Consider the following 22,820-nt stretch of genomic DNA (forward strand, 5'->3'; position numbering starts at 1 on the left):
CTAAACCCCGATATGACTGACGACGCACCCGACAGCCTGATCCCCTACGACCAGATCGTGCAGGAGGCCCTGCGCGCCGTGGTCGGCAGCGTGCTGGGCGAGATCGAGGCGGGCGGCGGCACGCTGCCCGGCAACCACCATTTCTACATCACCTTCAAGACCGGTGTGCCCGGGGTCGAGATTCCCGACCACCTGCGCGCGCGCTTCCCGGACGAGATGACCATCGTGCTCCAGAACAAGTTCTGGGACCTTAACGTGACCGACGTCGGCTTTTCGGTGGGGCTGAGCTTCAACAAGATCTCCTCGCACCTCATGGTGCCCTTCGCCGCGATCACCGCCTTCGTCGATCCGGCGGTCGATTTCGGCCTGCAGTTCCAGGCGGCGGCCGCCGAAGAGCCTCCCACGAAGACCGATCCGGCCGAGAACGACGGTGCCGACGACGCGGAACGCGAGGGCGGCGAAACCGTTGGAACGAACGAGGACGGCTCGAATGTCGTCACGGTCGATTTCGGCCGCAAGAAATAAGCTCCGACGCAGCCGGTCCGGCCCGCCGAGCTTTCAGCCACGGGGGCACCGGAAGACACCATGAGCAAACGCCGTGACGAACTGCGCAGGAAAGACGAACTGCGCAGGAAAGTAGCCCGCGGCCAGGCGCGCGCGCGCGGCGAACCTGTCGAGGCCACTGGCCCCTCGCCCAATCCCGCCAGCAACCTGATCATGGCCAACGCGATCGTGCGCTTCGGCTCGATCCTGTTGCGCAAGGCGGTCGACAAGCGGATGCTTCGCAATCGCTACGGGAAGGAGACCGCCGATGCTGCGGTCGAGAATCAGGGCCTTGGCTCGACGCTGACCGCGTTCGTATTGTCGAAAGTGGCTGCACGGTCCTCCACCGGGGCCATCATGGTCGGCAGCGGCATGCTCGCCAAGACGCTGTACGACCGGCGACAGGCCGGGAAAGCGCGCGCCAAGGGCGATGCGCAGATCCTCGAAGACGCCGCCAAGGACTGATCCCGGCACGCGCGCGGGGGAAGTAGACCACGCGAAGGGTTGATCTGACCTGTGGCCAGGGGCCAAAGGCGTTCATGGCCGAAGCTTCCCGCACCGATCCCGATACCCTGCACCGCCGGGGGCTGATGTTCATCCTGTCCTCCCCCTCGGGCGCAGGCAAGACGACGATTTCCAACATGTTGCTGGAGGCCGATCCGGCGATCATGCTGTCGGTCTCCGCCACCACGCGCCCCATGCGCAAGGGCGAGGAGGACGGGGTGCATTACCACTTCGTCGACGATGCGGAGTTCGACCGCCTGCTGGAAGAAGACGGCTTCTACGAATGGGCCCATGTCTTCGGCCATCGCTACGGCACGCCCAAGGGCCATATCCGCAGCGCGCTGAAGGACGGGCAGGACTTCCTCTTCGACATCGACTGGCAGGGCACGCAGCAGCTCTACCAGAAGGACCAGCAGGACGTGGTACGGGTCTTCATCCTGCCGCCGAGCCTCGAGGAACTGCAGCGCAGGCTGACCGGACGCGGCACCGACAGCGCCGAGGTAATCGCGGCCCGGATGGACCGCGCCCGTGCGGAAATCAGCCACTGGGACGGCTACGACTACGTCGTCGTCAACGACGATGTCGACGCATGCTTCGCCAAGGTGCGCGAAATCCTCGAAGCAGAGCGGATGAAGCGCCAGCGCCAGACCGGCCTGATCGATTTCGTGCGCAATCTGATGCGCTAGCAACTATGTCCGTCACATCGCAAAGACCGTTCGAGCCCCCCGTTATTTCCGGTTGGTGAGCTTCCAGTAACCGAAGAACAACCAGGACATACCGGCCAGAATCCAGGCCGCCGAATCATAATGCCAGGAAAAGGCGATGTTCAGTATGAGAAACAGTCCCGATGCGATCAGCAGCAAGGACGCGATGTTCTTTTGAAGCGATGTCGTCATTTCCAATCTCCGTCGGAGGCGGGCGCTCCCCCAAAGAAGCGCCCGCCAACTGATGTCAGTCGACTTCGAAGGCTTCCGCCGCGAAAGCGAGCATCGCAGCGGTCGCGCCCGCTGCCGCCAGCACCGGCGCGGCAGGTGCGGTAACACCGAGAGCTGCCGCGCCCGCAGCCATTGTGAAGAGCCCGGTCGCAATCGTCGCTAGGTCTTCCCCGTCACCGCCGCCCGAAATTGCGAGGATTTCATCATTGCTGAGCGCGGCAATCGAGGTGCCCTGGTTCGAAGTCGTATGGTTAAGATAGGTCATGATAATATTTTCCTTCAATCGTCGGACATGAGACCGGCGACACCCGCCACGACCATGGCTGCGCCTGCGACAATACCCGCACCAGCGGCCACAGGTGCGCTCGCTCCCGCGGTGGGAGGAGCCGCCATCGCAGCACCCGCTGCTACTGCTGCTGCTCCGAGACCCACCCAGGTCATGGTATCTCTAACATCGCCGGCAAAGTCGGCACCCCCGACGAGGTCGACTTCACCGAAGCTGAGATCCTGAATGCCGCCCGCGCAAGCGAACTCGGCGTGGTTCATGTACATTTGCCTTCTCCTTCTTCTTTCCGGTGCGGGCACCCGGCATGACTTTCCCGCGTTCCGAAGCGCGGAAATGCACGTCGGACTCCCCCGGATCGGATCGACAATTGCCGCGCCCCCGTGGATTGAGTAAAAACCTCCTTTATCGGACGGGCCTTAGAAATAAGGCGAAGCGGCTAGTGCAACCGGCCTAGCCAAAAGAAGCTATCTCGCGGAGGAGGCGAAGGCTCAGGAAGTCATTTCTCGGGAAAGACAGGTGGGCAGAGCAGCGCTTCGGCAATCCGGACAGCGTCTACCGGTGGGCAGGATCGCGTTGTCCGCTCCAAACATGCCGATGCAAAAAGCCCCCTGTTTCCAGAGGGCTTTCGCAAGGTCGGCTTTCTAATCCGGCACGCTATCGAGAGCGCCCCGTAACGGCTTCGGTCACTCGCCGCCGGGATCGACGAAATTGCCCGAGACATTGGCGTTGACCACGCCGCCGTCGATCGGGATCGTGGTGCCGACCACGTAATCGCCCGCCCGGCTCAGCAGGTAGATCGCGCCTGCCGCCATATCCTCGGTCACGCCGACGCGGCGCGAAGGGATGCCGCGCTTGACGATATCCTCGCTGTCGCGCGCCGCGCGGTTCATCGCGCTCGGGAAGGCGCCAGGGCCGATGCCGTTGACGACGATATCGTCCTTGATGAGGCGCGCGGCCATGCGCCGCGTCAGGTGGATGAGGCCCGCCTTGCTCGCCTGGTAAGGGTAGGTTTCCCAAGGGTTGCTCTTCATCCCGTCGATGCTGGCGATCATCAGCACCTTGGCCGGACGCTCTTCGGTCGCCGCCGCCTTGAGCAGGCCGTGCAGCTTCTGCGTGAGGAAGAAGGGCGTCTTGAGGTTGAGGTCCATCGTGCGGTGCCAGCCGGCCTCGGTGAAATCCTCGAACGGCTCGCCCCAGGCGGCACCGGCGTTGTTGACCAGGATGTCCAGCTTGTCCTCGCGGCTCGCGATCTCGTCCGCCAGCTTCTGGATGCCGTCCATCTGCGACAAATCGCCGACGAGGCCGATGACCTTGTCGCCCAGTTCGGCGCTGGTGTCGTCGACCTGCTCCTTCTTGCGGGCCACGATGTACACGCGCGCGCAGCCTGCCTCCAGCAGGCCTTCGACGATCATCTTGCCGATACCGCGCGAACCGCCGGTAACCAGCGCGATCTTGCCTTCGAGACCGAAAAGGTCGGTGAGTTTCATCATGTCCGTATGCTCCGTTCATCCTGAGCCTGTCGAAGGGCGGACCCTGCGCAACGTTCGCGGTTCGACAGGCTCACCACGAACGGGAAATGCGTTATCCTGGCCCCCGGGCCCCTCCCGCGATCGGGAGGGACAACTCGATTCAATACCCGCTCAACTCCGCCACGCGGCCCGCGTGGTAGTACATGTCGCCGAGGAACTCCTGCAGCGCGCGGTCACGTTTCATGTAGAGGCCGATGTCGTATTCGTCGGTCATGCCGATGCCGCCGTGCATCTGCACGCCTTCCTTGACCGCGAGGCCCGCCGCCTTGGCGACCTTCGCCTTGGCGACCGAGGTCATCAGGTCCGCCTTCTCGCTGCCCGCGTCGACCAGCTGCGCGGCCTTGATGGTCACCGCGCGGGCGATCTCGACTTCGGAATAGAGGTGCGCGGCGCGGTGCTGGAGGGCCTGGAATTCGCCGATCAGCTTGCCGAACTGCTTGCGCTGCTTGAGGTAGTCGACCGTCATGTCCATCGCGCCGCGCGCGACGCCCACGCCTTCCGCCGCCGCGCCGACGCGGCCTGCGCGCAGCATGGCGTTCAGAATCTCGCGCCCGCCGTCGACCTCGCCGATCACGGCGTCGCCATCAAGCTCCACCCCGTCGAACGTGATGTGGCTCGCCATCGAGCTGTCGACCAGCCGCGCGCTGTCGTGGCTCATTCCGTTCGCGTCCTGCGGCACCGCGAACAGCGTAATGCCGTCCACATCGCTGTCGCTGCCCGAGGTCCGCGCGGCGACCACGATCATCTCGGCACTGGCGCCATAGACCACGAAGTCTTTCTTGCCGCTCAGTTTGAAGCCGTTGCCCGACTTCTCAGCCTTGCAGGCGATTGTCTCGGGCCGGTGCTTGGGGCCTTCGTCGATCGCGACGGCGTAGACGTTCTTGCCCGCGACCAGATCGGGCAGCCAGCGACCGCGCGTGTCGTCGCTGCCGTGCTTGAGCGCGGTGGCAGCAAGAACCGAGGAGCTGAGGAAAGGCGACGGGGTGAGGTTCGCGCCGATTTCCTCGAGCACGATGTTCGCCTCGACCTGGCCCATGCCGAGCCCGCCGTCCTCTTCGGGCAGCAGGATGCCGGTGAAGCCCATTTCGCCGAACTGCTCCCACAGTCCGTGGCCGAACCCGTCCTTGCAGTCGCGGTCGCGCCAATGGCGCAGCTGCTTCGCGATCGCGCCCTCTTCGCGGATGAAATCGCTGGCGCTGTCGGCCAGCATCGCCTGATCGTCGTCGTAATAAAGTGGCATCTTTTACTCCCTCTCCCCTTCAGGGGAGAGGGCCGGGGAGTGGGGACTGGCCCTTCCCGGCCCTTTAAAGTTCATGATCCAGGGAGCGTAGCCGCCCCCTCTCCCAACCCTCTCCCCTCAAGGGGAGAGGGCTTTTCCCGTTACGCCCCCGGCAGTTCGAGAATGCGCTTGGCGACCACGTTGAGCATCACCTCGCTGGTGCCGCCCTCGATCGAGTTCGCCTTGGTGCGCAGCCAGCTGCGGGCGGGCTTGCCCTGCTCGGTCTCCTCGCTCTCCCATTCGAGAGCGCGCGAACCGCCGGCCGCCATCAGCAGCTCGTGCCGGCGCTTGTTGAGCTCGGTCCCGGCATATTTGAGCATGTTGGGCTGAGCGGGATGGCCCTTGCCCACCTTGACCTCGTCAAGGAACTTCTCGCTCATCGCGGTGAAGGACAGCGCGTCGACATCGAACAGCGCCATTTCCGCGCGCAGCACGGGGTCGAGCTCGCCCTGGCGGCTGGTCACGGCGCCGAGCGAAGACGCACGGTCGCCGCCCCCGGTGGCGGAGATCATCTCGCGCTCGTGGCCCAGCAGATACTTGGCAACATCCCACCCGCGATTGATCTCGCCGACATAGGCCGGGATATCCTCGCCGTAGGACTTGGGCACCTTCACATCGTCCATGAAGGTTTCACAGAAGGGGCTGTTGCCGCTGATCAGCTTGATCGGCTTGGTGGAGACGCCGTCGCCCGCCATGTCGAACAGCATGAAGGTGATGCCCTGATACTTGTTCTCCTTGTCCGTGCGGACGAGGCAGAAGATCCAGTCGGCTTCGTCGGCGTAGGAGGTCCAGATCTTCTGGCCGTTGACGATCCAGTGATCGCCCTTGTCCTCGCCATAGGTCTGCATCGAGACGAGATCCGATCCGCTGCCCGGCTCGCTATAGCCCTGGCACCAGCGAATCTCGCCGCGCGCGATTTCGTTGAGGAAGCGCTGCTTCTGGCCCTCGGTGCCGAAGTGCAGCAGCGCCGGGCCGAGCATCCAGATACCGAACGAACTGAGCGGCGGGCGCGCGTTGATCCGCGCCATTTCCTCGCGCAGCACCTTGGCCTCGGCAGGCGAGAGGCCCGCGCCGCCATATTCCTTGGGCCATGCGGGCACGGTGTAGCCCTTGTCGCGGCATGCTTCGAACCACGCCTTCTGCGCGTCGTTCTTGAACGTGGCGTTGCGCCCGCCCCAGTAGACGTCGTTCTCGTCTTCCACGGGCTTGCGCATTTCGGGCGGGCAATTGGCTTCGAGCCATGCGCGGGTTTCTTGGCGGAAACTATCCAGGTCGGCCATCATCTCTCTCCTCGGCATGCGGCGGAGGTTTCTTGCCCTTGCCGCGTCGCGTTGCTGACGCCTTCGTAAAGCCAAGCGGCGGCCTCCGGCAAGCGCCAGTTCGCTGGCCCGCCGTGCCGTAGCGGCAAGCAGATGCGTGCTTGCGTCCGCTATTGATGCGCGTCAGGTTGCGAACAGAAACGCGTCGCCATGGGCACGCTGGGAGAGACGATGGCGAGCGCCGTTCATGATCATCGGGTGCCGATCCGCACCAAGCTGGCATTCGGCTTCGGCACGGTCGCTTTCGGCATCAAGGACAACGGATTTTCCGTCTTCCTGCTGCTGTTCTACAACCAGGTCGTGGGGCTACCGGCGGAGCAAGTGGGCGCGACGATCGGAGTTGCGCTGCTGCTCGACGCGTTCGTCGATCCGGTGGTCGGCAACCTGTCGGACCGGACTCGCAGCCGCTTCGGCCGCCGCCATCCGTGGATGTACGGGTCCGCAGTGCCGATCGCGCTCGCTTGGCTGCTGCTGTGGAACCCGCCCGAAGCGGGCCCGACCGCGACGCTCGGCTACCTGCTGGTGGTCGGCTTCCTCGTCCGCGCGACGCTGTCCGCCTACGAGGTCCCGTCGATCTCTCTGCTGCCCGAACTCACCGGCGACTATCACGAGCGCACGGTGGTGCTGCGCTATCGCCTGCTGTTCGGCTGGGGCGGCGGGCTGCTGATGCTGGCGATCGCCTATGGCCTGATCTTCGGGGACACGCCCGAATACGAGAACGGCCTGCTCAACCCGGCGGGCTATCCCACCTATGCGCTGATCGGCGCGCTGATCATGTTCGTGTCCGTCATCGCCTCCGCGCTCGGCACCCACCGGCAGCTCGCCCGCCCGGTCGAGGGGCGGGTGGAGACGGCGGAGAGCATCGGCCAGATCCTCTCCACGCTCAAGTACCGGCCCTTTACCGTGCTGATGCTGGCGGCGCTGTTCGGCAATGCCAACCAGGGCATCACCTTTGCCCTCACCAACTACCTCTACGATTTCGTCTGGGAATTCTCGAGCATCGCCTTCGTCGGCTACACCGGCATCCTGTTCGCGAGCGCGGTAGCGAGCTTCCTGGTGGTGGTGCCGATCGGGCGGCGAATGCGCAAGCAGAAGGCGGCGGCGATCTGCATCCTCGTCGCCATCGCCTTCGTGACCGTGCCCTACTGGGCGCGGCTGCTCGGCATCGCGCCCGAGAACGGCTCGCCCTGGCTGGTGCCCTTCATCTACAGCTTCACTTTCGTCGGAAACACCGCCGCGATATCGGTGGTGATGTTCACCACCTCGATGATGGCGGACGTCACCGATCATGCCGCCAATGAAAGCGGCAAGCAGACCGAGGGGCTGTTCTTCGCAGGATATTTCTTCCTCCAGAAAGCGATCTCGGGCGTCGGCATCTTCTTGTCGGGCCTGATCCTGGGACTCGTCGGCTTTCCCGAGAACGCGCAGCCGGGGACGATCGATCAGCCGATCCTCATGCGCCTGACGCTGTTCTATGCCGTCAGCTCGGTGCTGCTGGGCATCGCTGCGGCATGGGCGTTCCGCAAATTCCCGCTCGGCCCCGTTGCGGGCAGCGACCCGGCAGGCTTGCAGACGGTCGAGCGCGAGGCCGCCGCGACATGATCATCACCAATATTGCTTGCGCGGCCCACTGGTCGCTAAGCCCCACCCCGACATCATAGAATCGACAAGAGAGGCAGAAGATGGATTTCCAACCGACCGAACGGCAGAGCCACTGGCGTGACCGCGTGCGCGACTTCGTCGAGAAGGAAGTGCGCCCCGCCGTGCCGACCTACAAGGCGCAGGATGCCGAGGGCGAACGCTGGAAGGTGCTGCCGATCGTCGAGGAACTGAAGGCGAAGGCCAAGGCCAAGGGCCTGTGGAACCTCTTCATGCCCCCGCGCAACGACAGCCACCACCATGTGGACGAGAGCTTCGAGTTCGAAGGCCCCGGCCTCACCAACCTCGAATACGCGATGGTCGCCGAGGAACTGGGCCGCATCGGCTTCGCCAGCGAGACGATGAACTGCTCCGCGCCCGACACCGGCAATATGGAAGTTCTCCATCGCTACGGCACGCGCGAGCAGAAGGACGAATGGCTCGCCCCGCTGATGGGGGGCGAAATCCGTAGCGCATTCCTGATGACCGAACCGCAGGTCGCCAGCTCGGATGCCACGAACATCGAGACCTCGATCATCCGCGAAGGCGACGAATACGTCATCAACGGGCGCAAGTGGTGGAGCTCGGGTGCGGGCGATCCGCGCTGCAAGGTCGCCATCGTGATGGGCAAGAGCGACACCTCCGCCAATCGCCACCAGCAGCAGTCGATGATCCTGATGCCGCTGGATGCCGAAGGCGTGACGATCGACCGCTACCTGCCCGTCTTCGGCTACGACGACGCGCCGCACGGCCACATGGAAATCACGCTCAAGAACGTGCGCGTGCCCGCCTCGGCGATGCTGCTGGGCGAAGGGCGCGGATTCGAGATCGCGCAAGGGCGCCTCGGGCCGGGCCGCATCCACCACTGCATGCGCACCATCGGCGTGGCCGAGGAAGCGCTGGAGAAGATGTGCAAGCGCCTGCAGGCGCGCGAAGCCTTCGGCAAACCGATCTACAAGCACTCGATCTGGGAGCAGCGCGTGGCGCAGGCCCGCATCGACATCGAGATGACGCGCCTCCTGTGCCTCAAGGCGGCCGACATGATGGACAAGGTCGGCAACAAGGCCGCCAAGCAGGAAATCGCGATGATCAAGGTCGCCGCGCCGAACATGGCGCTGCGGATCATCGACGATGCGATCCAGGCGCATGGCGGCGCGGGCGTGTCCGACGATTTCGGCCTCGCGCAGGCCTACGCCCATCAACGTACTCTCAGGCTGGCCGATGGTCCGGACGAGGTCCATGCACGCTCCATCGCGCGCATGGAATTCGCTCGCCACGCGCCGAACGAGGACGAGATGGTCGCCAGCCTCAAGGGATCGAACGCGATGTCGGCAAGCGCGGGCAGCGCGGGCGCTCGATGAGCAGCGGTGACGTGGGCGCGACCAGATAATCGGGAGCACTCGACCCAACCCATCCCGCTCATGCTGAGCTTGTCGAAGCATCGTCCTTCTTCTGCGAAAACCTTGGCATAAAGAAGGACAGTCCTTCGACAGGCTCAGGGCGAGCGGTTGAAGCAGGAAGAAAAATGACCAAAGCAGCAATTCTCGAAAAGCCCGGCGAACCGATGGTGATCGGCGATATCGACATCGCCGATCCCGCCCCGCACGAGATCCTGATCGACACCAAGGCGTGCGGGTTGTGCCATTCGGACCTGCACTTCATCGACGGCAAGTATCCGCACCAGCTCCCGCTGATCCCGGGGCACGAGGCCGCCGGCGTCGTCCGCGCGGTCGGCAGCGAGGTGACCATGGTGAAGCCGGGCGACCATGTCGTCTCGTGCCTTTCCGCCTTCTGCGGCCAGTGCGAATTTTGCGTCACCGGGCGCATGGCCCTGTGCCTCGGCCAGGGCACGCGCCGCGCGAAGGATGCAGCGCCCCGCCTGTCGAAGGACGGTGCGCCGGTCCACCAGCTGCTCAACCTGTCGGCCTTCGCCGAACAGATGCTGATCCACGAACATGCCTGCGTCGCGATCGACAAGGACATGCCGTTCGACCGCGCTGCCGTGCTCGGCTGCGCGGTGACGACCGGGGCCGGCACGATCTTCAATGCGGTCAAGCTGACCCCGGGCGAAACCGTGGCGGTGATCGGCTGCGGCGGCGTGGGCCTTGCGGCGATCAACGCCGCGAAGATCGCGGGCGCGGGGATGATCATCGCCGCCGACCCGCTGCCCGAAAAGCGCGCGCTTGCCGAAACGCTGGGCGCGACGCACACGGTGGACGCGCTGGCGGAGGATGCGGCGACGCAGATCGTCAAGCTCAGCGGCGGCGGCGTGCATTACGGGATCGAGGCGGTGGGTCGTCAGGCCTCGGCGGACCTCGCAGTCGCGTCGCTTCGCCGTGGCGGCACCGCGGTGATCCTCGGCATGATGCCGCTCGACTGCAAGGTGGGTCTTGGCGCGCTCGACCTGCTGGGCGGCAAGAAGCTGATCGGCGCGATCATGGGGATGAACCACTTCCCGGTCGACCTGCCGCGCCTCGTCGATTTCTACCTGCGCGGCTTGCTCGACCTCGATACGCTGATCGCCGAGAGGATCGGGCTGGAAGATATCAATGCCGGGTTCGACAAGCTTCGCGAGGGCTACTCTGCCCGCAGCATCGTTATGTTCGACTGAGCGAGCAAAAGGCGGCGTCTGTCCTACGCGCGGGGCAAGCGTTACACCTTCGGAGCGAATGGAAGGATACGGCGGCCGCTGCGATGAATAATGGAAGGTGACACCCCGGCCCGCGCAGACTCGCTTTGCGCGGCGGGAAACCGGGGCGGAAGCGTGGCGCGGGATTTTCGAATAATGGGGGGGTGCGTGTGCCACCACCGGCAGGAGAGGTTGCAGGGAACGAGAGCATGAGCACGATCGATTACGAGAAGGAAATGGTCGGCACGGTCGACGTGCCCGAGGGCGACAGGCTCGACGAGGCGGCGCTGACCGCGTGGTTCGAAAGCAACGTCGAAGATTTCGCGGGGCCGCTCGAACTCTCGAAGTTCAAGGGTGGCCAGTCGAACCCGACCTACAAGGTGCAGACCGCGTCGCGCAATTACGTGCTGCGCCGCCAGCCTTTCGGCAAGCTGCTGCCATCGGCCCACGCGGTCGACCGCGAATACAAGGTGATGACCGCGCTCGGCCCCACGGGCTTTCCGGTGCCGCGCACCTTCGGCCTGTGCGAAGACACCGACGTGATCGGCTCCAAGTTCTTCGTCATGGAACTGATCGAGGGGCGCAACCTGTGGAATGGCGCGCTGCCCGATTCCACGAAGGATCAGCGCGGCGAGATCTACCACGCGATGATCGACACGCTGGCGGACCTGCACACAACCGACCCGAACAAGATGGGCCTTGGCGATTACGGCAAGCCGCAGGATTACTGCGCCCGCCAGATCGCCCGCTGGACCAAGCAGTACAAGCTTTCCGAAACCGAAGAGATTCCGGAGATGGAAGCGCTGATAGCGTGGCTTCCCGAAACCGTGCCCGCCCAGCACGCAAGCGGCATCGTCCACGGCGACTACCGGCTCGACAATCTGATCTTCCGCGCGGAGGAAAACAGCGTCGCAGCGGTGCTCGACTGGGAGTTGTCGACGCTCGGCGATCCGATCGCGGACTTCAGCTATTTCATGCTCAACTGGCACAACCCGTCCGACGGGCGCGCCGGGCTCGGCGGACATGACCTCGAGGCGCTCGGCATCCCGAGCGCGGAGGAAGCGACGCAGCGCTATGTCGAGCGCACCGGCTACCCCGTGCCCGACATGGACTGGTACTTCGCCTTCAACCTGTTCAAGTTCGCCGGCATCATCCAGGGCATCAAGAAGCGTGTTATCGACGGCACGGCATCCTCGGCCCACGCGAAGAAGATGAGCGAGCGCGTGCGCCCGCTGACGCAGTCCGCCTACGCCTTCGCCAAGCGCGCGGGGATGGACTGATCCGCTAGAACCCCCGGCTCCAGCGCAGGATGAAGCCCCCATCGTCGGGGGCGAGGCGCTGGTGGCCGGGCTCGCTGCGGTAGAACAGGCTGGCGGCGAGCAGGCCGTCGGAGACCCGCCCGCTCCACGCCAGCTCGCCCATCACCTCCCGCCCGTCGGGCGCGAGCGAGAGGTGGCGCAGCGCGAAACCCGCGCTCCGGGTCGCGTAATCGTAGCTGACCGGCATGTCGATCAGCAGCCCGCCCCCGGTCACGCGCAGCGGCGAGGACAGGCGCAGGCCGAGCCGGTCGTCCGGCTCCACGACACCGCGCTTGCTCGCATCGAATGCGAAGGAGAGGCTGCGCCACCGCGAACCATCGGCGATCCGCCCGCCCGCGATGGCACGGGTAAGCCCCATCCGGCCCTCGCCGCCCAGCCGCCAGCCCTCGCCCGCATCGATCGCGGCGGTGCCGTTGACGAACACGCTGTCGGCACCGCGGGCTCCGAAGCTGTCGTGCAGGTAGGCGCCGAGCACGGTGCGCTCCTCGCGCAGCCACTGTGCGCCCAGCGTGAGGTCGAGCGGCCCCAAGCTGCGATCCGCCACCGCGCCGAGCCGGATGAAGCCATAGCCCTCCCGCCGCTCGCCGATGAAGTCGCTTGCCTCGCGCAGCGCACCGGTCAGCGCCTCGCCCCGGCTCGCGGTCAGCGTGACGCCGAAAGGTCCGAGGTCGCGCCGCATGGCCACACCCTGCCGGTCGCGGTGGACGAAGCCGAGATCGTCGGCACCGCCGCGCGACACCAGGAAAGCGGGCCGGTCGCGGCCCTGCATCTGGACGGCAAGACCGTCCGGCCCCTCCGCGAAAGCGAAGCCGAGCTGCGTGTCGGGCGCGATCCGCATCGCGACCCGCGCGGCCAGCACCCGCGCCGCCTCGCCCTGCGCGCGGGTCAGCTCCAGCGGAGCGATCGCGGGGTCGCCGCCTGCCTGCCCCCGCTGCTGCAGCGTAAAGGCCAGCGCTACCTTCGGACTGCCGACGGCAACCCTGCGCAACCCGGTACGCGCGGCGCCGTGCAGCAGGGGCTCCGCGCTCGCCATTCGGGTGCGCGAGCCGAGCTCGTAGAGATAGGCGCGGTCATACTTGTCGAGCAGGATGCCGGGCAGCGATGCCCCTTGCAGCGCGTTGCCCATCGGGGCCGAGGCGATCGCGATATCGTTCGCCAGCGAAACGGCGTCCTGCGCCCCCGGCATGCGCGTGGTGCCCTGCGGCGAAAACGCCTCGATCAGGTCGAGAATGCCGCGCCCGTAGGTTGCGTCCGTCCCCCCCTCGCCCGCATCGCGTGCGGTCTGGAGCAGGATCTCAACGATGTCCTGCCCCGTCAGGTTGGGGAAGGCCTGCGCGAGCAAGGCCACCGCGCCCGCCACCTGCGGGGTCGCGAAGCTGGTGCCCGAGAACAGCGTGACGAAACGCGATCCGTTTTCTTCGGTCACTTGCAGCGTGCCGTTATCGTAGACGCAGCACAGCCGCTCGCCCCGCGCTGTAAGGTACCCCGACGCCGCATTGCCGGCGCGGTTGCTGAAACCGGAAATCTGGCCGTTGTCATCGACCGAACCGACGATGATCACCGCACCATTGCCCCGGCCAAGGATGCCGGTCGCAAAGGGATCGGGATTGTCGGGATCGATCGCCGGATCGTCGGTCTCTCCGTCGTTGCCCGCAGCGACGACGACGACGACGCCGGCGCGGGTCGCCCTGTCGATCGCAGCGAGCAGGGCCTGGCTCGGCCTCGATCCACCAAGGCTGAGGTTGACGACACGCGCATCGGCCGCGACTGCATCGTCGATGCCGCGGGCGATAGCCCGGTCGGTGAAGCTGCAGCCGGCAAGGTCCGCATCTGTTTCGTCCGGAGTGCAGCTGCCCGGCTGGTCGGCCCGCAGCACGATCAGGCTGGCGTCGTAAGCGAGGCCGACGACGCCCGTCCCGTCGAGCGCGGCGGCCGCGATCAGGGCGACGTTCGTGCCGTGATCGTCCACCGCATCGACGCCGCGATCGCTCGCGACATCGCGCGAGGCGGGCAAGATGCGGCCCGCGAATTCCGGGCTGTCGATGTCGATACCGGTGTCGATGATCGCGATCGCCGCCCCGCTCCCCGTGACGCCCTGCCGCCATGGCGTGATCGCATTGTGGAATTGCGGGCCGGTGGAGCGGCGGACTTCCCCAGTGTTGAAGCTCGGCGGTGTGGGTGTGGGTGTTGGCGCAGGGGCGGGGGCGGGGGCGGGTGCGGGTGTCGGTGTCGGCGAAGGAACCGGAGCGGGCGCAGGAACCGGTGTCCGGTCGATCGGCCCGCCCCCGCCCGATCCGCCCGAGCATGCGCTGAGCAAGGCAATGGCCCCAAGCGCCGCGCCTGTGTTCCAGAACGAGCGGTGCGGACGCTTCATCGTGACAACCCTCTGAAATTGCGGAAACCGTTGAACAATCGCCCACCGCTAAACCGCGCGGGTAAATACCCGCTGAATATCGAATCTGCCCCCATGCGAGCGAAGCATAGCCGGAAGCGGCCGAACCGCCAGCGGCCAGCCAAGTCCCTGCATCGGTGCGGCTTGTGAAGCCGCCGGAGCGCGGCTAGCACGATGCGCATCGATACATGGCGCACCGACGGTGCGCGAAAATGAATGGGAGATCCGGGAATGAGTGACGACTATCGGCAGGTAATCGAACAGGCCTGGGACAGTCGCGACACTCTCGACACCGGCGATGCTACCCTGCGCGAAGCGGTGGAGGCCGCGATCACCCAGCTGGACAAGGGCAGTGCGCGCATTGCCGAGCCCGACGGGAATGGCGGCTGGACCGTTAACCAATGGCTCAAGAAGGCCGTGCTGCTGTCCTTCCGGCTATCCGACAACAAGCTGATGGATGGCGCGGTCGGCTCGCCAGCCTTCGACAAGGTGCCCAGCAAGTTCGGCGGCTGGGGCGAAGAACGCTTTCGCGAAGCGGGCTTCCGCGTGGTGCCCGGGGCAATCGTGCGGCGTGGCAGCCATATCGGCAAGAACTGCGTGCTGATGCCCAGCTTCACCAATATCGGCGCCTATGTCGGCGACGGAACGATGCTCGACACATGGTCGAGCGTAGGCAGCTGCGCGCAGATCGGCGCAGGCTGCCACATCTCGGCAGGCGCCGGGATCGGCGGCGTGCTCGAGCCTTTGCAGGCCAACCCGACGATCATCGGCGACAACTGCTTCATCGGCGCGCGTTCCGAAATCGTCGAGGGGGTCGTCGTGGGCGAAGGCAGCGTCGTGGCGATGGGCGTCTTCATCACGCAGTCGACCAAGATCGTCGTGCGCGAAACCGGCGAAGTGTTGCGCGGGTCGATCCCGCCCTACTCGGTGGTGGTGCCCGGCACGATGCCCGCGCAGGATGGCGGGCCCTCGCTCGCCTGCGCGGTGATCGTGAAAACGGTCGATGCGCAGACGCGCGAGAAGACCGGTATCAACGAATTGCTGCGCGACTAGGCTCGGTCTGCCGGAACTGCGGCGCAGGCGAACCGTTTGGAACGAGCGGTGGACGGGAAAGGAAAACAGAACATGGCTGATAATAATCACGACGAAATTCACATCGACGAGGAAGACGTGAGCGGTGGCAGCAAGGAGGGCGTCGTTCGCTGGGTCCTCGGCGTAGGCCTCGTGCTCGCGGTCGTTGCGATGTCGCTGATCTGGATCATTCCGGCTCTCATGCAGGGCGATGCCGAGGAAGAGGCAACGGTCGCTGGCACGATGGAGGCGACCTCCGAGGATGAAGGCGACGGTACCGATGGCGTGGTTCTCGAAGAGGATCTCGGCGATGAAGGCTTCTCGGAAAGCGAAGCAGAAGGTGAAGACGGTCCCGAGCTATAAGCAGATATGGAACCTGCTGAACGCAAAGAGATTTAAGGGCTGACGAACCTTTCCCAACCAAGGAGCCCCCGTCCCGTGAGCAAGTCGAACAGCTTTCAGAGCGATCAGTATGTGCAGTGGGACTGGGGCAACGGCACGGCCAAGGGCCAGATCAAGGAACGGTTCGAACGCGAGGTGACCCGCACGCTGCAAGGCAGCGAGATCACCCGCCAGGGCAGCGAGGACAATCCCGCCTACCTCATCAAGCAGGATGATGGTGACGAGGTCCTCAAGCTCGGCTCCGAAATCGAGGCACAGGACACGTAAGGCTCAGGCTATGCCCAAGGCGAAATCCAAGAAGCAACAGCAGGCGGCAGGCGCCGCGCTCTCCGCAAAGCGTGGGGAGACGAAGAAGTCCGATCTGCAGGGCGCATCGGTCGGCATGTACGAGAGCATGTCCGAAGACGAGCTCGAGGAAATGGCATCGACCGATCGCGACGATCTGCCCGAGGAAGCCGACGACGACTAGGCCGTCGGCCAGGCCCCCAGCCTAGCGTTCTTCACCAGCCGGATATTCGTAGGGCGGCACCGCGGCCATCGCCGTGCTTGCCCCTTCCACCGCGCGCATCACCCGCATCATGTTGCCGAAGCTGATCTTTTCGAGGTCAGTCTGGCTATAGCCGCGTCGCGCCAGCTCGGTGAACAGCGCGGGATAGGTCGAGACATCCTCCAGCCCGTCGGGCGCGAAGGGGATGCCGTCATAGTCACCGCCGATGCCGATCGCATCGATCCCGGCTACGTCACGGACATGATCAATATGGTCCGCCATGTCGCCGATGTTGGCGGGAGGATAGGGGTTCGCCTCGTCCCACGCCGCAAGGCCTGCGACCACTGCATCGGGCTGCCCTTGCCATAATGCTTCCAGCCTGGCCTCCTCGGCTTCGCGATTGGCGTTCCACAGGCGCGCCTCTTCGCTCAGGAAGCCGGGCACCGCCGTGACCATCACGATCCCGCCGTTGCCCGCCAGGCGCCGCAAGACGCTGTCGGGCACGTTGCGTGCGTGTCCGTTGATCGCGCGCGCGGAGGAGTGGCTGAAGATCACCGGCGCCTGCGCTACGTCGAGCGCGTCCATCATCGTCGCCTCGGACACATGGCTGAGGTCGACGACCATGCCGATCCGGTTCATCTCGCGCACCAGATCCTTGCCGAAATCGGTCAGCCCGCCATGCTCGGGCGCATCGGTGGAGCTGTCCGCCCACGGCGTGTTCTTGCTGTGCGTCAGCGTCATGTAGCGTGCACCCAGATCGTACATCTGGCGCAGCACGGCGAGGCTCGATCCGATCGAATGTCCACCTTCCATGCCGAGCAGGCCCGCGATCCGCCCCTCGGCGACCGCCGCCGCGACATCGTCCGCCGTCAGCGCCAGCGACATTTCGCCCGGATAGCGCGCGATCAGGCGCTTGGTCACGTCGATCTGCTCAATCGTCATCTGCACCGCCTCGGGCTCGTCGAGCGAGGCGGGGACATAGACAGACCACCATTGCGCACCGACCTTGCCCGCCCTCAGCCGCGCGATGTCGGTCTGCATCTGGGCGCGCTCGTCGGTCTTGGTATGGCCGGTATGCTCGAAATCGAATGCGCCGATCTCGTTGCCGAACCGGCTGCGCAGCTGGATCGGTACGTCGTTGTGCCCATCCCACACCGGCGCCGCCTCCAGCGCGGCCTCGGCCACCTCTTCGGGCGTCTGCGCGCTGAGCGGAGCGGCGATGGTGCAGGCGAGAGCCGTGGCACCAAAGGCGATGGTGGCAAAACGACGCGGCATATTGTGATCCTTTCGGGTCCGGATTGCGGGCTGCGCAAGGCATACCGCCTCGGCACCAAAAGGGAAGCGAGGGAGACCAAAGCTGGCCCTATCGTATCGTGTCTCCCTCTTCTATCGATCCGCTATGACCGACGCACGCGCCCTTATCGACGCCCATGACCTCGCCCCCCATCCCGAAGGTGGGTGGTATCGCGAAACATTCCGTGCATCCGAGAAAGGTGGCCGTGCGACAGCGACCATGATCCACTTCCTGCTCGAAGCCGAGCAGGCATCGCACTGGCATCGCGTCGACGCCGACGAATTGTGGCTTTGGCACGCGGGCGACCCGCTCGCGCTGCGGATCGCGGCGGATGAAGACGCAGCGGTCGAGACGATGGTCCTCGGCGACCGGGAAGGCGATCTCACCTTGTGGCAGGGTGTCGTCCCGCAGGGGCAGTGGCAGGCGGCCAAGCCGCTGGCCGGGCCCAACGGCTATGCATTTGTCTCCTGTGTCGTCGCGCCGGGGTTCGAATTCGATGGTTTCGAACTCGCTCCGCCGGGCTGGGCCCCCAGGCGCGCCTGAAGCCAGAGCGATGATCCGCAGCGCAATCCGCTGGTTCCTGGTCGTTGCCTACGTCGCGGCCGGGGTGATGCATATCGCCGCGCCGGATCCTTTCCTCGGCATCATGCCTGCCTTCGTTCCCTTTCCCAAGCACGTCGTCTTCTGGACCGGAGTAGCGGAAATCGTGGGTGCGATCGGTCTTGCGCAAAGCATTTCCCAGCCGCTGCGCCGCGCCGCCGCGATCGGACTCGCGCTCTACGCCTTGTGCGTCTGGCCCGCCAATATCCAGCACCTGATCGACGATCTCGGCAATCCGGCCGGTGGCCTCGGGCTGGCCTATCACGGGCCCCGGATGGTGGCGCAGCCGATCATCATATGGGCCGCGCTCTGGGCGGGCCGGGTGATCGACTGGCCTTTTGGAAGTCGCGTCTAGCCCTCCGGCTCCAGGTCGGCGAAATCGTCGCCCTCGGATCCGCTATAAGTGGCGGTCAGAACGCTCGCCGCAATCACGTGGCCTTCCATCGCCGCGAAGAGCTCCGGCTTGCCGGCGCCCGGCATCAGCGCGATCGGCAGGTCGAGCGCAAAGAGCTGGAACACGAACCTGTGCGGCTCGCCCTTCGGATCGACCTTGGGCAGCAGCCAGTCCGAATTGCCCTGGTCGTTCTTGCCCGTGCGCGGCGGAGCCTCGCCCTCCAGAAGTTTGCCGTGCTGCGGAGCGAGCCCCCAGACGAGCCAGTGGCACGTCGGATCCTCGCCGCTCGCATCTTCGACCACCAGCACCATGTCTTCAGCCCCTTTGGGCGGCGCGGTCCATTCGAGCGGCGGGGCGACCGCGTCTTCCTCATCCGCGGTGAAGCACGGGTCCAGTTCCTCCCCCTGCCGGAAGGCGGGGCTGGAAAGCGTGAAGCCGTCGCGGCCGATTAGTTCGCGCTTCGCGTAGCGGGCAATGGCCAGCTTCGAGTTGGCGGGGCTGGAAGCGGGCAGAACGGCGGTAAGCCAGTCGGTCATGGTCTCTCGAATCTCCTTGTCTTGTCCCGGTTTCTAGGCGTTTGCGCGCTGCGATGTAAGGGTCAGTCCATCCATCCGAAGCGATCGCGCAACACCGACAGGGTTTCGCCCAAATGGGCATGGACAAAACCGACGCGCCCAGAATATGTTCAACCTCAAAGGTTTGAGGGGGAAAACCAATGTCCGTCGGTCGCATTTCTTTGAGTCTCGCCATTGCCGGAGCACTGGTCGCCTGCGGGGGAGGCGGTGGAAGCAATGGCGGCAACACGCCGCCGCCCACGCAAGGGGCCCCGACGCCGAGCCCCACGCCTACACCCACGCCCACGGCATGTTCGGTGGCCGATCGCCAGGCCTGGGTGCTCGATCAGCTGCAGCAGTTCTATCTCTTCCCCGACCTGCTCGACACGAGCGTTAACCCGTCCAACTACAGCGACGTACAATCCTATATCGACGCACTGGTAGCCCCCGCGCGCGCTACCGGCCGCGATCGGTTCTTCACCTACATCACCTCGATCGAGGAAGAGAACGAGCTCATCAATTCGGGCTCTTCGGCAGGCTTCGGCTTCCGGCTGGGTTACGATACGGTGAATGGCCGGGTCTTCGTTCTTGAATCCTTCGAAAACGCCCCAGCCTACCCGCGCGGCTTCGACCGCGGGACCGAGATTCTCTCGGTCGGAGGAACGTCGACGGCAGACTTGCTCGCCAATGGTGGCCCGGCCAACTTCAGCGCAGCACTGGGTCCGAGTGATCCGGGGGTAACCCGCAGCTTTACGATCCGGCAGCCTGACAATACGCAAAGCAGCGTCAGCGTTAGCAAGGCCGAATATGCGCTCGATCCGATCTCGGATCGTTACGGGGCGCAGGTGATCGACAACAACGGCACCCAAGTCGGCTACATCAATCTGCGCACATTCATCATCCAGAACGCCGGCGACCAGCTTCGCGATGCGATCGGCGAATTCCGCCAGCAGGGGATTACCGAGGTGATCCTCGACTTCCGCTACAACGGCGGCGGCCTTGTTTCGGTCGGCGAGCTGCTTGGCGATCTGCTTGGCGCCGACAAGGTGGGGCAGGAATTCAGTTCAACGATTTTCCGCGCATCGCTGGCCAGTAACAATACGACCGAGTTGTTCGAAACCCAGCCGGAGGCGATCGCCGCCACCAAGATCGCGCTGATCGGCACAGGCTCGACTGCGTCGGCGAGCGAACTGGTGGGCAATGCCTTCATACCCTATCTGGGCAACAATACCGCACTCGTCGGCAGCAACACCTTCGGCAAGCCTTCGGGACAGATCGCGCGCGACCGGCCGACATGCGATGATCGCCTGCGCGTGCTGGCGTTCCGCGTCGTCAACTCGAACGACCAGGGCGACTACTATAATGGTCTTGCCGAAGTCTACCAACGCACCTGCGCCGCGCCCGACGATTTCCTGTCGCAGCTCGGGTCGACCAGTGAGGACTCGACCGCGACGGCCCTGACTTTCCTGCGCGGGGGCACCTGCAACCCGATCACCGCGAGCGGAAACCAGCGCGCCCAGAGCGGGCCGAATATCCGTACGCTGCAAGCGCCCCTCGTTCGCAGGAGCGCCGCACAGCACCAGGTTCCGGGACTGTTCTAGAAATACGTGCCGCCGGGTAGCTGCCCGGCGGTGCCCTTCGACCTGGGCACCACGCGAAAGAACAACGCTTACCTCAGTTGGCTTTCGCCTGCGCCGGCGGGGTGGATGCGAGCGCGAGGGCGGTCTCCACCACACGCTGCGAACAGGCGGGCTTGGCGATCAGTTGCGCGTTCAGCGCCGCGAGCGTGCCTTCCTGGCGATTAAGATCGCCCGAATGCAGCAGGTAGGGAATGTCGCGCTTTTCCAGCTCGCGCGCGACCGGCATGCAGGTCTCCCCGTCGCGCAGCGTCACGTCGAGAACGGCACAGCTTACACCGCCCTGCGCTTCGATATGCGCCATCGCTTCCTTCACATTGGTCGCGGTGAGCGGCTGACATTCTTGGTCCTCCGCCGCGAATTCGAGGTCCATCAGAATCAGCGGCTCATCGTCCAGCAACAGGATGCGACACCCGTCGGTCATGCGCGTTCCCCCTCGATCGGCACCCTCAGGACGGCATGCAAGCCCTCGGGTTTCCAAGTGCGTTCTATCGTTCCCCGCGCCGCGGCGACCATGCGGTTCATGATGGTCGCGCCGGTGCCCGTGTCTTGAGGCGGACCATCGACTTCGGGCCCGCCCGTTTCGACCCATGTCAGCACCACGTCGCTTCCATCGCGTTGCCAGTCGAGGCTCACCTGACCATCCGCTCCTTCGGCCCATGCTCCGAAACGCGTGGCATTGGCCGCCAGTTCGTGCAGCACAAGCCCGATGAGCGACATGGCCGAAAATGGCACTTGCGCGCCATTGCCGAGAAAACGCAGCCGGTCCCCCACATCGTAGGGAACGAGAATGGCCTTCACCGCAGGGCCCAAGTCGATCAGGCCGACCGAAGCTTCGTCCAGTGTGGTTTCGTAAGCGCGGCCCAGCGCCTGGATACGGCTGTTGATCTCGGCCGCCTCGCTCTCGACGCCACGGACCCGGCCCATGACATTCACGATGCCCGAGATGACGGAGAACATGTTCTTCATCCGGTGCGACAATTCGCGCGCCATCTCGCGCGCGTGCCGCTCCTCCGCACGGGCGGCGCGGACGTCGGACACGTCCCACTGGCTGCCGAAGAAATAGATCAGGTTGCCCTTTGAATCGTAGATCGGGCCGAGATGCAGCGCATTCCAGAAGGGCGTGCCGTCCTTGCGGTAGTTAAGCAGCTCGACCACGATGACGTCTTCGTTTTCGATCGCCTCACGCACTTTCGCGACCGCCTTCGGATCGGTCTTGGTCCCCTGCAGAAACCGGCAGTTCCGACCGAGAATCTCTTCCTCGTCGTAGCCGGTGAGGCGACGGAAGGCGCGATTGGCAAAGACGATCGGCTGATCGTGCTTGTGGGGATCGCTCAGGCACACAGCCATGCGCGTTTGCGCCATGGCCTGTTCGAAGAGGACGCCGGAAGAATCGGAAAAACGGTCTTCCTGCCCGACGTCCTTCATGTCGCGTCGCGGGCGCGCCCCCGGGTCGCTTGAGGAAGCCTGGCTATACCCGTCCAGTCGATCAGCCATAAAAATCCAATTGAATCAGGTTTCAGCCCCCATCGGGGGATTAACATTAGTTCGCTGAACGGTCATGATCGGCACTCGTTCCGGAGGATCCTGGCATCGGTCGCATTTCGGGACAGCGCGCCCGGACCGCACGTCCAAGGCAATCACGAAGGAGCAACCGATGGACACCCGCGCCTATAAGACCTTCCGGGAATTCTGGCCTTTCTACCTGCGGGAGCACAGCCGCCCGGCCACCCGGCGGCTGCACTATATCGGCACCGCCCTCGTGATCGCGCTCGCGATCGTCGCCGTGGTGACCCGGACCTGGTGGCTGCTGCTGGCTTTGCCCGTCGCAGGCTATTTCTTCGCGTGGATCGCGCATTTCCGGGTCGAGCGGAATCGCCCGGCCACTTTCACCTATCCGCTCTGGAGCCTCGCCGCCGACTTCCGGATGTTTTTCATGTGGGTGTCGGGTCGTCTGGGCCCAGAGCTCGAGCGCGCCGGAGTGAAGGACCGTGCAAGCTAGGCGCCC

At 65.1% G+C, this 22,820-nt stretch carries 26 protein-coding genes; 15 read left to right on the plus strand and 11 right to left on the minus strand.

What is annotated here, in order from left to right; genetic code table 11:
- Window positions 1-12 precede the first annotated feature (12 nt).
- The 3 genes from DL238_RS00220 to gmk all read left to right on the plus strand — a co-directional run bounded on the left by DL238_RS00220 (window position 13) and on the right by gmk (window position 1,733).
- Window positions 13-525 (plus strand): SspB family protein, encoded by a 513-nt coding sequence (locus DL238_RS00220; RefSeq protein ID WP_115490429.1) that lies wholly within the window; start codon window positions 13-15, stop codon window positions 523-525.
- A gap of 60 nt (window positions 526-585) precedes the next feature.
- Window positions 586-1,008 carry a hypothetical protein gene (locus DL238_RS00225; RefSeq protein ID WP_115490430.1) on the plus strand — a complete coding sequence of 141 codons (423 nt, stop codon included), beginning with the start codon at window positions 586-588 and terminating at the stop codon, window positions 1,006-1,008.
- Between the two features lie 74 nt (window positions 1,009-1,082).
- Entirely contained in the window at window positions 1,083-1,733 is a 651-nt protein-coding gene (gene gmk / locus DL238_RS00230) for a guanylate kinase (RefSeq protein ID WP_115490431.1), read from the plus strand.
- 42 nt (window positions 1,734-1,775) lie between these two features.
- On the opposite strand, the gene DL238_RS15960 is transcribed toward gmk, so the two are convergent.
- The 6 genes from DL238_RS15960 to DL238_RS00255 all read right to left on the minus strand — a co-directional run bounded on the left by DL238_RS15960 (window position 1,776) and on the right by DL238_RS00255 (window position 6,356).
- A complete protein-coding gene (locus tag DL238_RS15960) occupies window positions 1,776-1,943 on the minus strand; it encodes a hypothetical protein (protein ID WP_181883767.1) in 168 nt (55 codons plus the stop codon).
- A 55-nt stretch (window positions 1,944-1,998) separates the two neighbouring features.
- Window positions 1,999-2,247: a hypothetical protein gene (locus DL238_RS00235; protein ID WP_115490432.1), complete on the minus strand. Its 249-nt coding sequence runs from the start codon at window positions 2,245-2,247 to the stop codon at window positions 1,999-2,001.
- A 14-nt stretch (window positions 2,248-2,261) separates the two neighbouring features.
- Complete coding sequence (locus DL238_RS00240; protein ID WP_115490433.1) at window positions 2,262-2,534, minus strand: hypothetical protein; 273 nt, start codon at window positions 2,532-2,534, stop codon at window positions 2,262-2,264.
- 417 nt (window positions 2,535-2,951) lie between these two features.
- Window positions 2,952-3,755, minus strand: a complete 804-nt coding sequence (locus DL238_RS00245; RefSeq protein WP_115492678.1) for an SDR family oxidoreductase — start codon at window positions 3,753-3,755, stop codon at window positions 2,952-2,954.
- 142 nt (window positions 3,756-3,897) lie between these two features.
- Complete coding sequence (locus DL238_RS00250) at window positions 3,898-5,037, minus strand: acyl-CoA dehydrogenase family protein (RefSeq protein ID WP_115490434.1); 1,140 nt, start codon at window positions 5,035-5,037, stop codon at window positions 3,898-3,900.
- 140 nt (window positions 5,038-5,177) lie between these two features.
- A complete protein-coding gene (locus tag DL238_RS00255) occupies window positions 5,178-6,356 on the minus strand; it encodes an acyl-CoA dehydrogenase family protein (RefSeq protein ID WP_115492679.1) in 1,179 nt (392 codons plus the stop codon).
- Between the two features lie 189 nt (window positions 6,357-6,545).
- Between DL238_RS00255 and DL238_RS00260 the strand changes: the two genes are divergently transcribed.
- From DL238_RS00260 to DL238_RS00275, 4 genes are all read left to right on the plus strand, one after another.
- On the plus strand, window positions 6,546-7,997 hold the full coding sequence (locus DL238_RS00260) for an MFS transporter (RefSeq protein WP_115490435.1): 1,452 nt from the start codon (window positions 6,546-6,548) through the stop codon (window positions 7,995-7,997).
- Window positions 7,998-8,077: 80 nt separating this feature from the next.
- Window positions 8,078-9,394 (plus strand): acyl-CoA dehydrogenase family protein, encoded by a 1,317-nt coding sequence (locus tag DL238_RS00265; RefSeq protein ID WP_115490436.1) that lies wholly within the window; start codon window positions 8,078-8,080, stop codon window positions 9,392-9,394.
- Window positions 9,395-9,558: 164 nt separating this feature from the next.
- Entirely contained in the window at window positions 9,559-10,644 is a 1,086-nt protein-coding gene (locus tag DL238_RS00270; protein WP_115490437.1) for a Zn-dependent alcohol dehydrogenase, read from the plus strand.
- Between the two features lie 227 nt (window positions 10,645-10,871).
- Complete coding sequence (locus DL238_RS00275; protein WP_115490438.1) at window positions 10,872-11,942, plus strand: phosphotransferase family protein; 1,071 nt, start codon at window positions 10,872-10,874, stop codon at window positions 11,940-11,942.
- A gap of 4 nt (window positions 11,943-11,946) precedes the next feature.
- Here the strand turns inward: DL238_RS00275 and DL238_RS00280 are convergent, their stop codons facing one another.
- Complete coding sequence (locus tag DL238_RS00280) at window positions 11,947-14,355, minus strand: S8 family peptidase (RefSeq protein ID WP_181883768.1); 2,409 nt, start codon at window positions 14,353-14,355, stop codon at window positions 11,947-11,949.
- Between the two features lie 249 nt (window positions 14,356-14,604).
- Here DL238_RS00280 and dapD point away from each other — a divergent pair, with 249 nt between their 5' ends.
- The 4 genes from dapD to DL238_RS00300 all read left to right on the plus strand — a co-directional run bounded on the left by dapD (window position 14,605) and on the right by DL238_RS00300 (window position 16,315).
- Complete coding sequence (gene dapD / locus DL238_RS00285; RefSeq protein ID WP_115490439.1) at window positions 14,605-15,426, plus strand: 2,3,4,5-tetrahydropyridine-2,6-dicarboxylate N-succinyltransferase; 822 nt, start codon at window positions 14,605-14,607, stop codon at window positions 15,424-15,426.
- A 72-nt stretch (window positions 15,427-15,498) separates the two neighbouring features.
- A complete protein-coding gene (locus DL238_RS00290; RefSeq protein WP_115490440.1) occupies window positions 15,499-15,807 on the plus strand; it encodes a hypothetical protein in 309 nt (102 codons plus the stop codon).
- 75 nt (window positions 15,808-15,882) lie between these two features.
- Window positions 15,883-16,113, plus strand: coding sequence for a hypervirulence associated TUDOR domain-containing protein (locus DL238_RS00295; RefSeq protein ID WP_115490441.1), 231 nt, complete (start codon window positions 15,883-15,885; stop codon window positions 16,111-16,113).
- 10 nt (window positions 16,114-16,123) lie between these two features.
- Window positions 16,124-16,315, plus strand: a complete 192-nt coding sequence (locus DL238_RS00300) for a DUF3008 family protein (protein WP_115490442.1) — start codon at window positions 16,124-16,126, stop codon at window positions 16,313-16,315.
- Between the two features lie 21 nt (window positions 16,316-16,336).
- On the opposite strand, the gene DL238_RS00305 is transcribed toward DL238_RS00300, so the two are convergent.
- Window positions 16,337-17,608 (minus strand): dipeptidase, encoded by a 1,272-nt coding sequence (locus DL238_RS00305; RefSeq protein ID WP_115490443.1) that lies wholly within the window; start codon window positions 17,606-17,608, stop codon window positions 16,337-16,339.
- A 124-nt stretch (window positions 17,609-17,732) separates the two neighbouring features.
- Between DL238_RS00305 and DL238_RS00310 the strand changes: the two genes are divergently transcribed.
- A complete protein-coding gene (locus DL238_RS00310) occupies window positions 17,733-18,170 on the plus strand; it encodes a cupin domain-containing protein (RefSeq protein WP_115490444.1) in 438 nt (145 codons plus the stop codon).
- Between the two features lie 10 nt (window positions 18,171-18,180).
- A complete protein-coding gene (locus DL238_RS00315; RefSeq protein ID WP_115490445.1) occupies window positions 18,181-18,582 on the plus strand; it encodes a DoxX family protein in 402 nt (133 codons plus the stop codon).
- Here DL238_RS00315 and DL238_RS00320 read toward each other — a convergent pair.
- Window positions 18,579-19,157: a YbhB/YbcL family Raf kinase inhibitor-like protein gene (locus DL238_RS00320; protein ID WP_115490446.1), complete on the minus strand. Its 579-nt coding sequence runs from the start codon at window positions 19,155-19,157 to the stop codon at window positions 18,579-18,581. The genes DL238_RS00315 and DL238_RS00320 overlap by 4 nt on opposite strands.
- Window positions 19,158-19,357: 200 nt before the next feature.
- On the opposite strand from DL238_RS00320, the gene DL238_RS00325 reads away from it, so the two are divergent.
- A complete protein-coding gene (locus DL238_RS00325; RefSeq protein WP_325048425.1) occupies window positions 19,358-20,776 on the plus strand; it encodes a S41 family peptidase in 1,419 nt (472 codons plus the stop codon).
- A gap of 73 nt (window positions 20,777-20,849) precedes the next feature.
- Here DL238_RS00325 and DL238_RS00330 read toward each other — a convergent pair whose 3' ends face one another.
- A complete protein-coding gene (locus DL238_RS00330; protein ID WP_115490448.1) occupies window positions 20,850-21,236 on the minus strand; it encodes a response regulator in 387 nt (128 codons plus the stop codon).
- Entirely contained in the window at window positions 21,233-22,309 is a 1,077-nt protein-coding gene (locus tag DL238_RS00335) for a PAS domain-containing protein (RefSeq protein WP_115490449.1), read from the minus strand. The genes DL238_RS00330 and DL238_RS00335 overlap by 4 nt, the downstream gene beginning before the upstream one ends.
- 160 nt (window positions 22,310-22,469) lie before the next feature.
- Between DL238_RS00335 and DL238_RS00340 the strand changes: the two genes are divergently transcribed.
- Entirely contained in the window at window positions 22,470-22,814 is a 345-nt protein-coding gene (locus DL238_RS00340; RefSeq protein ID WP_115490450.1) for a DUF962 domain-containing protein, read from the plus strand.
- Window positions 22,815-22,820 lie beyond the last annotated feature (6 nt).

It is taken from the genome of Alteriqipengyuania lutimaris, assembly GCF_003363135.1.
Classification (GTDB): domain Bacteria; phylum Pseudomonadota; class Alphaproteobacteria; order Sphingomonadales; family Sphingomonadaceae; genus Alteriqipengyuania; species Alteriqipengyuania lutimaris.

Excerpts from the sequence above, each read along its gene's own strand:
- DL238_RS00335 (WP_115490449.1), bottom strand. The coding sequence starts at position 22,309 with ATGGCTGATCGACTGGACGGGTATAGCCAGGCTTCCTCAAGCGACCCG.
- DL238_RS00280 (WP_181883768.1), bottom strand. The coding sequence starts at position 14,355 with ATGAAGCGTCCGCACCGCTCGTTCTGGAACACAGGCGCGGCGCTTGGG.
- DL238_RS00265 (WP_115490436.1), top strand. The coding sequence starts at position 8,078 with ATGGATTTCCAACCGACCGAACGGCAGAGCCACTGGCGTGACCGCGTG.
- DL238_RS00245 (WP_115492678.1), bottom strand. The coding sequence starts at position 3,755 with ATGAAACTCACCGACCTTTTCGGTCTCGAAGGCAAGATCGCGCTGGTT.
- DL238_RS00235 (WP_115490432.1), bottom strand. The coding sequence starts at position 2,247 with ATGACCTATCTTAACCATACGACTTCGAACCAGGGCACCTCGATTGCC.
- DL238_RS00250 (WP_115490434.1), bottom strand. The coding sequence starts at position 5,037 with ATGCCACTTTATTACGACGACGATCAGGCGATGCTGGCCGACAGCGCC.
- gmk (WP_115490431.1), top strand. The coding sequence starts at position 1,083 with ATGGCCGAAGCTTCCCGCACCGATCCCGATACCCTGCACCGCCGGGGG.
- DL238_RS00305 (WP_115490443.1), bottom strand. The coding sequence starts at position 17,608 with ATGCCGCGTCGTTTTGCCACCATCGCCTTTGGTGCCACGGCTCTCGCC.
- DL238_RS15960 (WP_181883767.1), bottom strand. The coding sequence starts at position 1,943 with ATGACGACATCGCTTCAAAAGAACATCGCGTCCTTGCTGCTGATCGCA.
- dapD (WP_115490439.1), top strand. The coding sequence starts at position 14,605 with ATGAGTGACGACTATCGGCAGGTAATCGAACAGGCCTGGGACAGTCGC.
- DL238_RS00315 (WP_115490445.1), top strand. The coding sequence starts at position 18,181 with ATGATCCGCAGCGCAATCCGCTGGTTCCTGGTCGTTGCCTACGTCGCG.
- DL238_RS00275 (WP_115490438.1), top strand. The coding sequence starts at position 10,872 with ATGAGCACGATCGATTACGAGAAGGAAATGGTCGGCACGGTCGACGTG.
- DL238_RS00240 (WP_115490433.1), bottom strand. The coding sequence starts at position 2,534 with ATGTACATGAACCACGCCGAGTTCGCTTGCGCGGGCGGCATTCAGGAT.
- DL238_RS00270 (WP_115490437.1), top strand. The coding sequence starts at position 9,559 with ATGACCAAAGCAGCAATTCTCGAAAAGCCCGGCGAACCGATGGTGATC.
- DL238_RS00330 (WP_115490448.1), bottom strand. The coding sequence starts at position 21,236 with ATGACCGACGGGTGTCGCATCCTGTTGCTGGACGATGAGCCGCTGATT.
- DL238_RS00225 (WP_115490430.1), top strand. The coding sequence starts at position 586 with ATGAGCAAACGCCGTGACGAACTGCGCAGGAAAGACGAACTGCGCAGG.
- DL238_RS00300 (WP_115490442.1), top strand. The coding sequence starts at position 16,124 with ATGCCCAAGGCGAAATCCAAGAAGCAACAGCAGGCGGCAGGCGCCGCG.
- DL238_RS00290 (WP_115490440.1), top strand. The coding sequence starts at position 15,499 with ATGGCTGATAATAATCACGACGAAATTCACATCGACGAGGAAGACGTG.
- DL238_RS00220 (WP_115490429.1), top strand. The coding sequence starts at position 13 with ATGACTGACGACGCACCCGACAGCCTGATCCCCTACGACCAGATCGTG.
- DL238_RS00260 (WP_115490435.1), top strand. The coding sequence starts at position 6,546 with ATGGGCACGCTGGGAGAGACGATGGCGAGCGCCGTTCATGATCATCGG.
- DL238_RS00310 (WP_115490444.1), top strand. The coding sequence starts at position 17,733 with ATGACCGACGCACGCGCCCTTATCGACGCCCATGACCTCGCCCCCCAT.
- DL238_RS00340 (WP_115490450.1), top strand. The coding sequence starts at position 22,470 with ATGGACACCCGCGCCTATAAGACCTTCCGGGAATTCTGGCCTTTCTAC.
- DL238_RS00255 (WP_115492679.1), bottom strand. The coding sequence starts at position 6,356 with ATGGCCGACCTGGATAGTTTCCGCCAAGAAACCCGCGCATGGCTCGAA.
- DL238_RS00320 (WP_115490446.1), bottom strand. The coding sequence starts at position 19,157 with ATGACCGACTGGCTTACCGCCGTTCTGCCCGCTTCCAGCCCCGCCAAC.